This is a genomic window from Bacillus sp. PS217, assembly GCF_037963535.1.
Classification (GTDB): domain Bacteria; phylum Bacillota; class Bacilli; order Bacillales; family Bacillaceae; genus Bacillus; species Bacillus subtilis.
Genome location: NZ_CP150157.1, coordinates 3277620 through 3292698, shown reverse-complemented (window position 1 = coordinate 3292698; position 15079 = coordinate 3277620). Strand labels below are relative to the sequence as shown.

Genomic DNA, 15079 nt, shown 5'->3' with positions numbered 1-15079 from the left:
GTGGAGATAGTATAAGATATGCCAACGATTATTTTCGACATAGATTTAAGTCTAAAAAAGAAAAAATGAATATTTTGTCTAAAGGTGTAAGAGAGAACGCGTTATCAAAACTATTAAAAACGCAGCAATTGTCTTCAGAGTATTTTTTCGAGAAAAAACGCGGTCTGTTTATAGGATTGGAGAAGGGAGCTCGGCTGCTAAGAGCTGACTTATTAGTTTGAAACCTCGATTTATAAATGAAAGGACTACAGGATATTTTTCTCGTAGGCAATTATCCTGAAAAATATAGGTGAATGTTTATTCTAGCTGTTGTTTCACTAAGTGTGGGGATCACTTCAAGTACTGTCCTAGGATCAAAAGTTAATTGAAGTGCAAAAAGAAGCCCGCCGGTGAGGCGGGCTTCCTTCTTAACTCCCCCTATACACCTGATAACCAAACGGCGACAGCAAGAGCGGGATATGATAATGTGCATCTGGATCTGCTAGCTGAAAACGGACGGTGACGATGGTTAAAAACGGCTGATCGGCTGCGTTCATGTTTTTACTCGCAAAATAGTCTCCTGCATGAAATTCCATCACATACTCTCCTGACATCAGCTCTTCACCAGCCAGCAGAGGGACATCGACCCTGCCGTCATTGTTAGTGTATACCTCTTTCATAATACTTTCGCCCAGCCGCTTCAATCCAATTTTTACGTTCGCCGCTGGTTTGCCGCAGGTTAAATCTAAAATATGGGTTGTCAGTTTTCCCATCAGGCTTTCAGGCTCCGACATTTTTCAGCGGCTTTCTGTTTTTCTTTCTCGGCGTCTTCTCTTGTCACGGTAAAATGTTGGAAACCGTATGGCGGGCGCGGTTCGGTGTAGACTTTTCCTTTTGAGCCCGGGATTTCTTCGACAACCGTATCCCACGTGTGATTTTGAGATTGGAAGCTGACATCAGTGAGCTGCGGGAACCTCGCTAATATTCTGCAGCCGATATGATAGATTAGGTTTTGGATTGAAGGGGTTTCGAGCTCGTGAAAAACGGTGCTCGCCAAGTCGCGGACTTGTTCAGCCGCAACGTAGCGTGCTGGATCAGAAGCGTATGAGTCATTTGTATTTTCATATTGCCAGCTGATGTTTAAATAGACAAACAGCGGGCGGTTGCCGTCTTCCGGGAGAGTCGTATATTCGTCCCGGATGAAGCCGACGAAGGAGTTGCCGCTCACCTTGACGAGCTGAAGATCCATGATTTCGCTGTATTGCTCGGTAATCGTTATGGTATTCCCGCTTCGTTCTGCTTTCAGCACAGAGCGGCTTCGTTCATTTCGCGATCTTCTGAAGACGAGGCGGCTTGTGCTGAGATCTTTCTCCTCGTATGCAGGCATTGCTTCAAACGGAATGTCTTCGCCAGTCAGAGTGATCGTGTCCATATGAGAATAGGTATCTAAAAATCGGTGAGCTACATAGTGTAGGAACCCCTCGGTTGTCGTTCCTTCATAGGATGCGAGATGGCGCTGGATAAAGTTTTTCATTGAATCCGTTGCCACGACGAGAGTGTTGTCTCCGTCTGTAAATGATGGCAGGAAGGCTTCTCCGCCAATTTCGCATGTCACATCAACGCCGACAACGGTATTATCTCTTCCGGCAAAAGATGATTCCGGGATTTGCTTCACTCCAGTGAGCGGTTTTAAATACGTTCGGTATGCAAATACATTTCCTTTGCCATAAGACATGGTTCTTTTCATTTGCGTCTCTCCTTTTTCAGTGATGATGTCAGCCAGACGAAAGCGGGCGATTCGGTAAATTTCTATAAGGGCCTGCTGGAACTCCGTTTCTCGTTCGCTCTCAAGCCTTGCCAGCAGGGCTTGGTGAATGTCCTGTTTCGTCTTTCCCTTCACCGCTAAAATAAAAGGAAAGCCGAAGCGATCATAATAGTGTTCATTCAGCATGAGAAACTCCTCGTATTCCTGCTGTTCTAATTTGCCGAGCCCTGCGTTCTGCTGCTCTCGTACCGAGTCATCGCTCATTGTTTTCTTTGTTCCGAGCCGGGGATGCTTTTTGATTAAATCAAGCTGTGTCTCGCGATCCGCAGCTTTTACAATGCCAGTCATTTTGCGGTGAAGATCAGAAAGGGACGAAAACGGCCGTAGTGCTGCGGATCTCTCCGCAATCCATGAAGAGTGTTCAAAAATAGAGCCAAGTGTGTCTGTCAGTGTTTGTGTGTCCATTTGGTTCAGGTCATCCATTGTGAACATTGGCATCTTCCTTTACGTTTTTATGTCTGCGCTATTCGGCTGTTTGGTTTGAAAAAAAGCGTGCAGTGCAATGGCCGTCAAACTGCCGATCACAATTCCGCTTCCTGCCAAGACAGAGGCCGCGCCCGAAAGAGATGAAAACAACGCGGGAACTGTTGTAGCGCCAAGCCCCAAGCTGACGGAAGAGGCGATAATCAGCAAGTTGCCTTGCGAATCAAGGTCAACGCTGGATAGCATTTTGATCCCGTAAGAAATGACCATGCCGAACATGACGATCATTGCGCCGCCGAGAACTGGGGTGGGGATCACTGTTGTCAGGGCCGCTGCTTTTGGAACCAGCCCGATCGCGACCAGTATGATTCCTGTGATGGCGATGACGTTGACACTTTTCATCTTTGAGAGCTGAACGATGCCGACATTCTGCGAGAAAGCTGTATAGGGAAACGCGTTAAATAAGCCGCCCAGCAAAATCGCAAGGCCTTCTGCCCGGTAGCCTTTTTCCAGATCCTTCTCCGACAGCCTGCGGTTTGTGATATCAGCGAGGGCAAAATAAACGCCTGTCGATTCAACGAGGCTGACAATCGCAACGAGAAGCATCGTGACAACAGCCGGCAGCTCAAAGGTTGGCGGTCCGAAATAAAACAGAGACGGAACATGAAGCCAAGACGCCTCCAAAACCTCAGAAAAATCGACCTTTCCCATGAAATATGCAGCCGCTGTTCCTGCGATAAGACCGAGTAAAATCGCTATGGAGCGGATAAAGCCTTTAAAGAAATAAAACAGCAATAAGATAAAAGCTGTGACGCCAAACCCGAGTAGCACGTTGTCGAGTGAGCCGAATTCTTTGCTTCCTTCACCTCCGGCCAGGTTATTCATTGCCGTTGGAATCAGGCTGATGCCGATGATCATGACGACTGATCCGGTTACGACAGGCGGAAAAAAACGGACAAGCTTCCCGAAGAAGCCCGCGGCTAAGACGACAATCAGTCCTGCGGCGATAATGGCACCATATATCGCTGGGACACCGTAAGTGCTTCCGATGGAAATCATCGGGCCGACTGCGGTAAACGTGCATCCGAGCACAACGGGAAGGCCGATGCCGAAATATCGGTTTCTCCAGAGCTGCAAAAGAGTTGCCGCCCCGCACATAAACAAATCAATCGCGATTAAATACGTCAGCTGCCCCGCATTCAGCCCGATCGCTGCTCCGACGATCAACGGAACGAGAATGGCTCCCGCATACATGGCAAGCATGTGCTGAAGCCCCAGCATCATTAGCTGTAAGGCATTGTGCTGTTCCTTCATCTTTTTTACACCTCTTTTTCTAATGCGAGTGTATGTTCTAATACTGGAAGTTCTGTTTGCTGTGCTGTTAATTCTTTTTTGTCGCGCAAGCTGAAAAATAGATTCAAAAAGATGGCGGTCAGGCTGCCAGTGATGGTGCCGTCACTGACCAGAATTCTAATCGGAGCGGGGAATTCAGCAAAAATCCCGGGGGCCGTGCTGGCGCCGATGCCGAGTGCGATTGAGCATGCGATGGTCAGGAGGTGGTATTGATTTTTGAGATCCGCTGTGCTGAGCATTTTGACGCCGGAGGCAATCACCATGCCGAACATGACGACGGTCGCGCCGCCAAGTACAGCAGCAGGAACGGCAGATGCAAGGGCGGCAATCTTCGGAATCAGTCCGAGACAGACAAGGATACAGCCTGCGGTAACGACGATGTTTCTTGTTTTCACTTTGGTCAGCTGCAATAAGCCGGCGTTTTGCGCAAAGGTATTATAAGGAAAGGCATTGAACAGCCCGCCGATGAGAATGGCGATTCCTTCCGCTCGATAGCCTTTGACGAGATCTTTTTCAGTTAAAGGTCTGCCGCATATCTTTCCGATTGCGTAAAAAACGCCGGTTGATTCCACAATAATGACGATTCCGACGATCAGCATCGTTAAGATCGGACCGATTTCAAACGTGGGGGCTCCGAAGTAAAAAGGCTTCGGGATTTGGAAGAACGGTGCTTCTGTAACAGAAGAAAAGCTGACTTTGCCCATGATCGCTGCTGCCGCTGTTCCGGCGGCGATGCCGATCAGAACGGACAGTGTTCGGGCAAATCCTTTGAGAAAGCGGTTGAGGACTAAGATCAGAACAAGGACACTGACAGAGAGAAGAAGGTTTTCGAGCGAACCGTATTCGGGGTTGGCGCTGCCTTTTATTTTTTCGCCGCCAGCCATATTTTTCACACCTGTCGGAACAAGTGAAAGGCCGATCAAGGTCACAACGGTACCTGTTACGACAGGAGGAAATAACACAGTCAGCTTGCCGAAAAAACGCGCAAACAAAAAGATGAACACACCGGCCGCGATGATGGAACCGTAAATTGCGTGAATGCCGTAATTGCTGCCGATTGCAATCATCGGGGTGACGGCCACAAATGAACTGCCAAGCATGACGGGAAGCCCGATGCCGATGTATGCTCCGCGCAAGGTTTGCAAAAGCGTCGCGACGCCGCACGTTAACAGGTCAATCGCCAATAGGTAGGACAGCTGTACAGTTGTTACATTCAGCGCCCTGCCGACAAGCAGGGGCACCAAAATCGCACCTGCATACATGGCGAGCACATGCTGCAGGCCAAGCGTAAACACCTTAAACGATCTTTTTTTCACCATAGTCCCTCCCTGTATGTGAACTTTAGTAACATGATATCGTGCCGGCCGAGGGGTGTCATTGGATACAGTAGCTGAAAAAGGCAGGTGTGATTGCTGAAAGTGACGAAAAATGATTCATTTTGTAAGAAAATGTGACAAACGTTAGCTGATCAGCCGCTGCATACGTAAGGCAAGCCGCAAACGCATCGTTGTTTCAGGATCTTTTAAGCTTTTACCCAGAAGCTCTTCGCATTTTTCAAGGCGGTATATGACCGTATTGCGATGAACGTACAGACGCTTTGCCGTCTCTGAAATTTGGCAGTGTGTCTCTAAATAGACGGAAAGCGTATGAAGCAGGCTTTGATCCTCCTGCTGTTTTTCAGCGAGGCTCTGAAGCGTGGAGTTGTAAAATTTCTTCAAATCCTCAACCGGGAGCAAGCGCAGAAGCTCAGGCACATCTTTGGCGTGATACACCTGGATAAATGCGGTGCTTCTCGACAAATGCCCCGATTGCAGAGCATCAGAAGCTTCTGTGAAAGCGTCGGGAACATCAATGAGCTTTTGGCAGATATTGCTGATGCCAAAGGACACGGTTCGTTTAAATTGAGCGCTGACCTGTGTTTGAAACTGTTCTAAAAAGCTGATCACCGAGGCGTGCATTTCACTCCAGCTGTCTGTCGCCTCGATTAGAATAATGCCGACATTTCCTTTCATAAAGAAGTGAGGCGGAAACGGGAAGGCTGATAATTCACCTTCAAGAAATTCGAATACGCTGTCGGAAGCGAGCTGATTTTCTGTAAAGCTGATTGATTCGTCATTGCGATCGAGTTTGCCGGCAATGCACATGTATTTTTGATCCCAGCGCAGCTTGAATTCTTTCGCCTGGTTTTTGATTTCGTCATCTGAAGAAAAGGACCGCTCAATAAAATTGTTGAAAAACTCATTGCGAGCCCGCCGGCTGAACTGCTTCAGCGCATTTTCCTTCAGCAGTTCAAAGGAAATGACGTTGGCCGCTTGTTCAATCGTGAGGATCAATCCTTTATCGCCGGCCTGCACCATGTCCGGTATCAGCAGGTAGCCGCAGTTTTTTTCGTGATTATAAATAGGCAGGACAGAATATGTTTTCTGATCTGAGATTGTAGAGAAACAAGTGAAAAATGGCCCGGATACGGTATTCAGGGTGCCTTTCAGCTTTTCGGTCTCAACTGAAATCTGATGAGACGCAGACAGCATTTTGGCATGCTGGTCAAGCAGCAGCACGGGAAGCTGAAGGAGGTCTGACACCTTTTTGAGGAGGGATTGCAGCCCCTTGCCGCTCATAATGTGGTTTGTGAATTTTTTGTGCGCGTAAATGGCTTGCTGCAGCTCGTTAGAACGCATATCGAGAATATGGCTGAGTGTGGCATTCACAATATCGCCGAGTCGGATGTGTTCCGGAAGCTCAATGATCGGAAACGCATATGAATCGGCCAGTTCGATGATTTCCTTCGGGATATCTTCCAGATAGCGCTTTGTTTTAATGCCGAGGCCCGCGCAGCCGCGTTTTGCCATTTGCCGAATCAGTTCAGATAATTGATGCGGGTGATCCTTCAGGTGATAGGCGGTGGTGACGAGCAATTCATTCTTATGCAAAAAGTCTGCGATATCCGGAGCGTCCATCATATTGACATGCTGAACCTCTCTTTCCCCTCCTGCTTTTCCAGCGATTAAATTGGCGTTTTCAAAAGCCGGTATTTTCATCACATCAAAAATATTCATAGCGCATTCTCCTTTTCTATAAAAACATTGGTTAAGGTGAATAATTTTCAATAGGAATTCTAGCGGTTTTGCTGATGTAATACGATCATAGTAGCAGTAAACTGTTGAAAATAGAACTGGTTGTGTTACATAAACTGACATGAAAAATCGTCATCCTGACATGGGGGGATCAATATGGCTTACGATATGGTGATAAAAGGTGCGAAGGCAGTTACGCCAGATGGCGTTATAGAAGCTGAGATTGCAGTTCAAAACGGTGTCATTGCCGAGATAGGTTCTGACATTGAAGCAAGCGGGACGGAAATCATACAGGCAGACGGGAAATACGTGTTTCCTGGTGTGATAGACTGCCATGTTCATTTTAATGAACCGGGCAGGGAGGATTGGGAGGGGTTTGAAACAGGTTCTCAAATGATGGCCGCAGGCGGTTGCACCACCTATTTTGATATGCCGCTCAACTGTATTCCATCAACCGTGACGGCAGAGCATCTTCTCGCAAAAGCTGAGCTAGGCAGGCAAAAATCTGCCGTGGATTTTGCGCTATGGGGCGGCCTTGTGCCAGGCCATATCGAGGACATCCGTCCGATGGCTGAAGCGGGAGCGATCGGGTTTAAAGCGTTTTTATCAAAGTCAGGCACTGATGAGTTCCGCTCTGTTGATGAACGGACATTGCTCAAAGGCATGGCAGAAATCGCGGCTGCAGGAAAAATCCTCGCTCTCCACGCGGAAAGCGACGCGATCACAAGCTACTTGCAGATGGTTTTGGCCAATAAAGGAAAGGTGGATGCGGATGCGTACGCCGCCTCCCGCCCGGAGGAAGCAGAAGTTGAAGCGGTGTATCGCACGATTCAGTATGCGAAGGTGACAGGCTGTCCGGTTCATTTTGTCCATATCAGCACGGCGAAAGCGGTCCGGCTGATCAGAGAGGCGAAACAGGAAGGTCTTGATGTTTCGGTTGAAACATGCCCGCATTATGTCTTGTTCAGCCATGACGATTTACGGCAAAGGGGCTCTGTCGCAAAATGCGCGCCTCCGCTCCGGTTACGGCAATCAAAAGAGACGCTGATCGAGACGCTCATTGCCGGGGACATTGACATGGTTTCCTCAGACCATTCCCCCTGCCGTCCATCCTTGAAGCGGGAGGATAACATGTTTTTATCATGGGGCGGAATCAGCGGCGGGCAGTTCACTTTATTAGGAATGCTGGAACTGGCGCTTGAGCATCAGATTCCGTTTGAAACCATCGCAGAATGGACAGCGGCGGCCCCTGCAAAACGATTCGGCCTTCAGAAAAAAGGGCGGTTTGAGGCGGGGTATGATGCAGATTTCGTGCTCGTCAGCATGGAGCCGTACACTGTTACAAGAGAATCGATGTTTGCAAAGCATAAAAAAAGCATTTACGAAGGACATACATTTCCCTGCAGCATTTCGGCCACTTACAGCAAAGGCCGGTGCGTGTACAATGATGGGGAAAAAATCACTGAAATTGACGGAGCTCTGGTCGTTCCTTCGTAAGCCCGGCGGATTTTACCGCCGGGTTTTTTGATTTCCTCCGTTCTAGTTTTTAAAATCTCATCAACGTGGTATCTTTTTTTAAAGGAGGCGGAGGCAATGGAGCATGTCAAATACATACTTAAGCAATCCTGGTCGCGCCATTCGAGCTCTAAATGGACGGAAGAATGCCCGTCATGCGGCCAATGCGGCGTGACGGCATTGGTGATTCAAGACCATTTCGGCGGCACGATTTTCAAAACAAGAGTCGATGAGAGCTGGCATTTTTATAACAGCATCAATGGTGTGGTGTACGATTTTACGAGTGAGCAGTTTCAGGCGCCTATTGAATATCAGCACATTCCTTCCTCAAGAGAAGAGGCGTTTTTAGATACGAATGAGGAACAATATCAGCATTTGCGTGAGGCATTTTCCCGCCATATGAACAGCATTTCCGAGGAAACCTGAAAACACGTGTGATAAACTGGAAGAGAGGTGAATGAGTGTGATTTATATCGGACTGACGGGATGGGGGGATCATGACAGCATCTATCCGCCGAAAACGGCCAGCCAGAAAAAATTGCAGGCCTATTCCTCCCATTTTCCGATCGTGGAATTAGACGCGAGCTTTTACGCGATTCAGCCGGCGCGCAATAATGAAAAGTGGGTGAAGGAAACGCCCGAAACCTTCCAATTTATCGTGAAAGCATATCAGGGCATGACAGGGCATCAGCGCGGCGAAATTCCCTTTGACTCAAAAGAGGAGATGTTTGATGCGTTTAAGGTGTCTTTAACGCCATATTTACATAGCAATAAGCTCGCCATGGTGCTGTTTCAATTTCCGCCGTGGTTTGACTGCAAGAAGGAGAATGTCGCCTATTTGAGATGGTGTAAGCACCAAATGGGAGATATTCCTTGCGCGCTTGAATTCAGAAACCGTTCCTGGTTCTCGCCGCCATTTTATGAGCAGACGCTTTCATTTATGAAAGCGGAAGGCTGGATTCACAGTGTCTGTGATGAACCGCAAATCGGAGAAGGCAGCGTTCCGACCGTGTTGCGCGCGACCGATGAAAACAAAACGCTCGTCAGGTTTCACGGACGCAACAAGCAGGGCTGGATGAAGCCTGATGGCGGGAAAAACTGGCGGGAGGTCAGGTACTTATACCGCTACAACCAACAGGAGCTGGAGGATTGGAAAAAGCACCTGAATGAATTGCAGCAGCAATGTAAGGATGTTTTTGTCCTGTTCAACAATAATTCCGGCGGTGACGCTGCGGATAATGGCAAGCAGATGCTTGAACTGCTTGATATCGAGTACAGCGGACTTGCTCCGAGACAGCTCGATTTATTTTAGAAAAGAGGTTTTTATTGATGTCGTTTGTGATTTTGGTCGTCCTGGGATTAATCGCAGGTACGGTAGGAAGTCTGATCGGGCTTGGCGGCGGAATTGTCATTGTGCCGTCTCTGATGTTTTTAAGCACAGTGACGCAGCTGTTTCAGGATGTGACGCCGCAGGTTGCGATTGGAACTTCGCTTTTGGTCATTATTTTTACGGGCCTTTCTTCAACTTTGGCTTATATTAAATATAAAACAGTTGATTATAAGAGCGGGCTCATTTTCTTTATCGGTTCAGGTCCCGGCAGCATGATCGGGGCTTACGTGTCAAAGCTGTTCAATTCAAACTCGTTTTCCGTTTGGTTTGGCATTTTTATGATTCTGATTTCATTATCCTTAATGCTGAAAGCGAAAGCCCGGCCAATCAACAAAGCGCACAAAGGAATTATCCGGACATTTCAGGATGATGCCGGTGAGCCTTATACGTACTCATATCAGGCCTCTGTGGGTATTGCCATTGCCTTTGTTGTCGGTTTTTTAGGCGGACTTTTCGGTATAGGCGGCGGATCACTGATGGTTCCGGCGATGATGCTGTTATTTCTGTTTCCGCCGAAGGTTGCGGTGGCAACGTCCATGTTTATTATTTTCCTGTCTTCTATGACAGGGTCTGTTTCACATATGATTTCCGGGCACGTCAATTGGCTGTACGCCCTCGCGCTTGTGCCCGGCGCTTGGTTCGGCGGAAAGCTTGGCGCCGCCATCAACAGAAAAATGCAGACGAAAACGATCGTTATGATCATGCGGATCGTATTGATTTTGATCGGCTGCCAGCTCATTTATGAAGGCATTTTCAGCTGAACGATTAGGGAGAGATATTATGAAGGAGAAGCTCCGCTTATATCATACAAATGATTTGCACAGCCATTTTGAAAACTGGCCGAAAATTGTAGATTATATCGAGCAGAAAAGAAAAGAGCATCAGTCATACGGCGAAGAGACGCTCGTTTTTGATATTGGCGATCATCTTGATCGTTTTCAATTCGTGACAGAGGCGACATTCGGAAAAGCGAATGTCGATCTCTTAAACCGCCTTCACATTGATGGAGCGGCGATCGGCAATAACGAAGGGATTACGCTTCCGCATGAAGAGCTTGCTGCCTTATATGATCATGCTGAATTTCCTGTCATCGTCTCTAATCTGTTTGATAAAAATGGAAACCGTCCGTCCTGGGCGGTGCCTTACCTTATCAAATCATTGAAAAACGGTATGTCCATTGCTTTCTTAGGTGTAACTGTGCCGTATTATCCTGTATATGACAAGCTGGGATGGACAGTTACGGATGCCCTTGAAAGCATAAAGGAAACCATTCTGGAAGTGAAAGGGCAGGCTGATATTATCGTTCTGCTGTCACATTTAGGCATTCTTGATGATCAAGCAGTGGCTGAAGCGGTGCCTGAGATTGATGTAATCCTCGAATCACATACCCATCATTTGCTTGAAGATGGACAAGTGGTTAATGGGGTACTGCTGGCCAGCGCCGAGAAATACGGCCATTATGTCGGCTGTGTAGAAATCACGGTGGACAGCGTACAGCGAAGCATCATCAGCAAAACGGCTTCTGTGCAGAACATGGCGGAATGGACAGGAGAATCCGCAGAAACAAAAGCGTTTCTCAATGAAAAAGAACGTGAAGCCGAGGAGAAACTGTCCGATGCCGTTGCAGAGCTTGCACAAGATGCTGAGGTGAAGTGGTTTGAAGAATCAGAGCTGCCTTTGCTTTTGGCATACGCCTTAAAGGAATGGTGCGAGACGGACATCAGTATGGTCAATTCAGGTGTCATTCTCGGTCCGCTAAAAGCAGGTCCTGTGACAAAGCTGGATCTGCACCGCATCTGTCCGCATCCGATCAACCCGGTGGCTGTCCGCCTGACGGGAGAAGAACTGAAGGAAACCATTGTCCATGCCGCTTCCGAACAAATGGAGCAGCTCCGGATCAAAGGACTCGGCTTCCGCGGAGAAGTGATGGGGAAAATGGTGTATGCCGGCGTTGAGGTAGAAACGAAACGGCTCGATGACGGGATCACCCACGTCACTCGGATCACACTGAACGGGGAAGATATTGAAAAACATAAACAATACTCCGTTGCGGTGCTTGATATGTTTACGCTCGGCAAACTGTTTCCGTTGATTCGCGACGCTGCAGAAAAAGAATATTTTATGCCGGAATTTTTGCGGGATCTGCTTGCTTGGAAGCTTGCGCAATAAGGCAGTCAGCCCACAACAAGCTGTGCCCTTCATCATAAAGTGATGAATGAAGGGAGTGGTTGACGTGGTAAACCTGACACCGATCATGATAGAAGGACAGCCTTTTACAGCTGTGACAGTAAAGCTTCCCAAAACGAATTTTATGGCCGTCGCCAATGATCACGGATATATTATGTGCGGTGCGCTGGATGTGGCGCTGCTGAATGAAAAATTAAAGGAGCGCGGCATTGTGGCGGGACGCGCAGTTGGTGTCCGCACCATTGACCAGCTGTTAGACGCACCTTTAGAATCCGTCACGTACGCTGCGGAAGATCTTGGCATCAAAGTCGGCATGAGCGGCAGAGAAGCGCTTTTAAAAATGGTGAAATAAAATAAATTGGCCCCGGCTATTACTATGTCCCCTCTTACAAGCATACATTGTGATATGTAAGGGGGGATTTTCTTGCCAAGATATCGCGGCCCTTTTCGCAAGAGAGGACCTTTGCCTTTCCGTTACGTGATGCTCCTGTCCGTTGTCTTTTTTATCCTGTCAACAACGGTCAGCCTTTGGATGATCAATGGCTCGATCAAACCTGTTTTAATGGACATCGGCGAGATGGAAACGAAGCGTATAGCGACAGAGGTGATCCAGGATTCGATTGAGGACTATATGTCTGACAGTGAAAATATGAAAGATATGTTTCAAATGAATTCTGATGAAAACGGAAACTTAACGACAATCGATTTTAATACACAGGTTGTAAACAGTGTGAAAACAAAAGTGACAAAGCAGCTTCAGGCTCATTTGAAAGAGATGGAAACCCATACCGGACACAGCGGCGCCAGTGAAAACATTATGATCAACATTCCGCTGGGACAGGTAACCGGCAACAGCCTTCTTGGAAACCTCGGGCCGAAAATCCCGGTCCGGTTCAATTTAATCGGTGACGCTTTTACAGATGTCAAAACCAAAATCAAGCCGTATGGCATAAATAACGCACTTATTGATATCAGCATCTTTGTCGAAATTAAAGTGAAGGTCATCATTCCATTTGCCAGCAAAACCGCTGTCGTCACAAATAATGTTCCTGTATCGATTAAAGCAGTGCAGGGCGAAGTGCCGCAGTTTTATAATGGAAGCGGCGGCTCGGGTGTCACGCCTTCTGTCCAGCTTCCGAGCAGCAAAGAAAACGGTGCCGATTCAAAAAAAGAAAAAAGCAGCAAATAAGCCGCCTGTTGAAGAGGCGGCTTTTTGTTACTTCTTTTTTTGGTATTCATATCGCTCCCACGCCCTCAAATGAGGGTATGGATCAAATGACCATTCGGTTCTTCCGTTATCTTTGTACATGCCATAGTGCAGATGCGGCGGGAACTTCCCGGCGGTTCCCGGCGGGCCGTATCCGGAGCTGCCGACTGATCCGATCACTTGGCCAGGCTCAACGATTTGTCCTGTTTTAATCCCTTTGGCAAACCCATTGAGATGGGCAAAATAATGATACGTATTGTTAATGTCCCTGATGCCGATTCTCCATCCTCCGAAGCGGTTCCAGCCCTTCATTTCAACTACGCCGTAACATGTGGATTTGACAGGAAGGCCGTAATGGGCAAAGATATCCGTACCTTCATGAATCCGCCTTCCACCGAAGCCGCGGGCATCTCCCCACGTGCTTCGGTAGCTGTAATCGGTTCTGATCGGAAGCGGGAATGCATGCTCGCCCAGATCAATATGGCCGTAGGCTTTAAACAGCTTCATGAATTCAGATATAATCCCCACTGTCTGATCACGCCGGTAATAATTCCAAAGCCCGATCCGGATGTTGTCTTCATCTGTGCCATACGACAGTAAGTATTGGCTGAACGTATACAAGATATCTTCATCGTTGCTGACCTCGGCTTTCCCGTCTCCATCGCCATCCATTCCGATTCCGTCAAACACTTTAATGCTTAACGGCGCATCGTCTTTCGGATTCGGGTTTTCAGGCCCGCTCCAGATGTCATCGGGTATATAGATGCTGATGATTCCCGCCTTTTCAGGCAGATCTTTCCGGTTGCTCCGCACGTTTTCTTCGTATTGATCAACAGCCGCGAGCGCATACCAAGGGATCTGCGTCACAGCTTCGATTTTATGATATAATTCCATCCGTTTCGACAGCACTGGATCTGAAAGTTTTTTTCCAGACGCAGAAGGCTCAAATGCAAACAAAAGGAGAAGAAGAGCGGATAACAAAACTTTCACAAAATAATCTCCTTTCATATTGAATACACATAGTTTGCGGCAACCCGGCTTAAAAATGTCAGTAATCATCTTCCCTTGTCGAGAAATTTTTCCTATGTTAAAGTGTCTAAAGAAAAGACTTTCTTTAGTTAGAAAAACATTATTTTTGTTGCAGAACTAAAACCTGCACCTTTCTCGTTTTCAGAATGTTTCGTGTCAGAAATTGAGTATATTGGATATTGGAGATGATGGGAATTGGCAAAGAAAGACGAACACCTCAGAAAGCCCGAATGGCTTAAAATTAAATTAAATACAAATGAAAACTATACAGGGCTCAAAAAACTCATGCGGGAAAACAACCTGCATACCGTATGCGAAGAAGCAAAGTGTCCGAATATTCATGAATGCTGGGCGGTCAGACGTACAGCGACATTTATGATTTTAGGTTCTGTTTGTACAAGAGCATGCCGTTTCTGTGCTGTCAAAACAGGCCTTCCAACTGAGCTTGATCTGCAAGAGCCGGAACGCGTAGCGGATTCAGTCGCGCTTATGAATTTGAAACACGCGGTCATTACGGCTGTTGCGCGTGACGATCAGAAAGATGGAGGGGCAGGCATTTTCGCGGAAACTGTCCGTGCGATCCGCAGAAAAAGCCCGTTCACAACAATTGAGGTGCTGCCGTCTGATATGGGCGGAAACTATGATAACCTAAAAACCTTGATGGATACACGCCCAGACATCCTGAATCACAATATCGAAACGGTTCGCCGCCTGACGCCAAGAGTCCGCGCGCGTGCGACGTACGACCGTTCATTGGAATTTTTGCGCCGTGCGAAGGAAATGCAGCCTGACATTCCGACAAAATCAAGTATCATGATCGGGCTCGGCGAAACAAAAGAAGAGATTATTGAAGTAATGGACGACCTCTTGGCGAACAACGTGGATATTATGGCAATCGGCCAATATCTGCAGCCGACGAAGAAACACTTGAAAGTCCAAAAATACTACCATCCTGATGAATTTGCAGAATTAAAAGAAATCGCGATGCAAAAAGGCTTCAGCCATTGTGAAGCCGGTCCGCTTGTCCGTTCCTCTTACCATGCGGATGAACAAGTAAACGAAGCATCTAAAAAGCGTCAAGCCCAAGCATAATGCCA

At 47.5% G+C, this 15079-nt stretch carries 14 protein-coding genes; 8 read left to right on the top strand and 6 right to left on the bottom strand.

All coding sequences use genetic code 11. The annotated features are described in order from the left end of the window. Positions 1 to 407: 407 nt before the first annotated feature. From uraH to pucR, 5 genes are all read right to left on the bottom strand, one after another. On the bottom strand, positions 408 to 752 hold the full coding sequence (gene uraH, locus NSQ83_RS17145; protein WP_003244132.1) for a hydroxyisourate hydrolase: 345 nt from the start codon (positions 750 to 752) through the stop codon (positions 408 to 410). Beyond that, positions 752 to 2236: a factor-independent urate hydroxylase gene (pucL, locus tag NSQ83_RS17140; RefSeq protein ID WP_080529756.1), complete on the bottom strand. Its 1485-nt coding sequence runs from the start codon at positions 2234 to 2236 to the stop codon at positions 752 to 754. The genes uraH and pucL overlap by 1 nt, the downstream gene beginning before the upstream one ends. A gap of 12 nt (positions 2237 to 2248) precedes the next feature. Further along, positions 2249 to 3541, bottom strand: a complete 1293-nt coding sequence (pucK, locus tag NSQ83_RS17135) for a uric acid permease PucK (protein WP_003244570.1) — start codon at positions 3539 to 3541, stop codon at positions 2249 to 2251. Positions 3542 to 3546: 5 nt separating this feature from the next. Beyond that, complete coding sequence (pucJ, locus tag NSQ83_RS17130) at positions 3547 to 4896, bottom strand: uric acid permease PucJ (RefSeq protein ID WP_198878525.1); 1350 nt, start codon at positions 4894 to 4896, stop codon at positions 3547 to 3549. A gap of 144 nt (positions 4897 to 5040) precedes the next feature. Continuing rightward, on the bottom strand, positions 5041 to 6636 hold the full coding sequence (pucR, locus tag NSQ83_RS17125; RefSeq protein ID WP_339238703.1) for a purine catabolism transcriptional regulator PucR: 1596 nt from the start codon (positions 6634 to 6636) through the stop codon (positions 5041 to 5043). A 174-nt stretch (positions 6637 to 6810) separates the two neighbouring features. On the opposite strand from pucR, the gene NSQ83_RS17120 reads away from it, so the two are divergent. The 7 genes from NSQ83_RS17120 to yunB all read left to right on the top strand — a co-directional run bounded on the left by NSQ83_RS17120 (position 6811) and on the right by yunB (position 12935). Then, on the top strand, positions 6811 to 8151 hold the full coding sequence (locus NSQ83_RS17120) for an allantoinase (RefSeq protein WP_204551371.1): 1341 nt from the start codon (positions 6811 to 6813) through the stop codon (positions 8149 to 8151). Between the two features lie 96 nt (positions 8152 to 8247). Then, a complete protein-coding gene (locus NSQ83_RS17115) occupies positions 8248 to 8595 on the top strand; it encodes a hypothetical protein (RefSeq protein ID WP_003242865.1) in 348 nt (115 codons plus the stop codon). Positions 8596 to 8632: 37 nt separating this feature from the next. Continuing rightward, a complete protein-coding gene (locus NSQ83_RS17110) occupies positions 8633 to 9481 on the top strand; it encodes a DUF72 domain-containing protein (RefSeq protein ID WP_003243895.1) in 849 nt (282 codons plus the stop codon). Positions 9482 to 9498: 17 nt separating this feature from the next. Then, positions 9499 to 10320, top strand: coding sequence for a sulfite exporter TauE/SafE family protein (locus NSQ83_RS17105; RefSeq protein ID WP_003228670.1), 822 nt, complete (start codon positions 9499 to 9501; stop codon positions 10318 to 10320). 19 nt (positions 10321 to 10339) lie between these two features. Then, complete coding sequence (locus NSQ83_RS17100; protein WP_128441817.1) at positions 10340 to 11728, top strand: bifunctional UDP-sugar hydrolase/5'-nucleotidase; 1389 nt, start codon at positions 10340 to 10342, stop codon at positions 11726 to 11728. A 64-nt stretch (positions 11729 to 11792) separates the two neighbouring features. Then, entirely contained in the window at positions 11793 to 12098 is a 306-nt protein-coding gene (locus NSQ83_RS17095) for a YunC family protein (RefSeq protein WP_019712942.1), read from the top strand. 72 nt (positions 12099 to 12170) lie between these two features. Beyond that, positions 12171 to 12935 carry a sporulation protein YunB gene (yunB, locus tag NSQ83_RS17090; protein WP_009968113.1) on the top strand — a complete coding sequence of 255 codons (765 nt, stop codon included), beginning with the start codon at positions 12171 to 12173 and terminating at the stop codon, positions 12933 to 12935. Between the two features lie 27 nt (positions 12936 to 12962). Here yunB and lytH read toward each other — a convergent pair whose 3' ends face one another. Further along, positions 12963 to 13943: an L-Ala--D-Glu endopeptidase gene (gene lytH / locus NSQ83_RS17085; RefSeq protein WP_003243462.1), complete on the bottom strand. Its 981-nt coding sequence runs from the start codon at positions 13941 to 13943 to the stop codon at positions 12963 to 12965. A 234-nt stretch (positions 13944 to 14177) separates the two neighbouring features. Between lytH and lipA the strand changes: the two genes are divergently transcribed. Continuing rightward, on the top strand, positions 14178 to 15074 hold the full coding sequence (gene lipA, locus NSQ83_RS17080) for a lipoyl synthase (RefSeq protein ID WP_003222888.1): 897 nt from the start codon (positions 14178 to 14180) through the stop codon (positions 15072 to 15074). Positions 15075 to 15079: the final 5 nt, after the last annotated feature.

Excerpts from the sequence above, each read along its gene's own strand:
- uraH (WP_003244132.1), bottom strand. The coding sequence starts at position 752 with ATGGGAAAACTGACAACCCATATTTTAGATTTAACCTGCGGCAAACCA.
- pucL (WP_080529756.1), bottom strand. The coding sequence starts at position 2,236 with ATGTTCACAATGGATGACCTGAACCAAATGGACACACAAACACTGACA.
- pucK (WP_003244570.1), bottom strand. The coding sequence starts at position 3,541 with ATGAAGGAACAGCACAATGCCTTACAGCTAATGATGCTGGGGCTTCAG.
- pucR (WP_339238703.1), bottom strand. The coding sequence starts at position 6,636 with ATGAATATTTTTGATGTGATGAAAATACCGGCTTTTGAAAACGCCAAT.
- NSQ83_RS17120 (WP_204551371.1), top strand. The coding sequence starts at position 6,811 with ATGGCTTACGATATGGTGATAAAAGGTGCGAAGGCAGTTACGCCAGAT.
- NSQ83_RS17115 (WP_003242865.1), top strand. The coding sequence starts at position 8,248 with ATGGAGCATGTCAAATACATACTTAAGCAATCCTGGTCGCGCCATTCG.
- NSQ83_RS17105 (WP_003228670.1), top strand. The coding sequence starts at position 9,499 with ATGTCGTTTGTGATTTTGGTCGTCCTGGGATTAATCGCAGGTACGGTA.
- NSQ83_RS17100 (WP_128441817.1), top strand. The coding sequence starts at position 10,340 with ATGAAGGAGAAGCTCCGCTTATATCATACAAATGATTTGCACAGCCAT.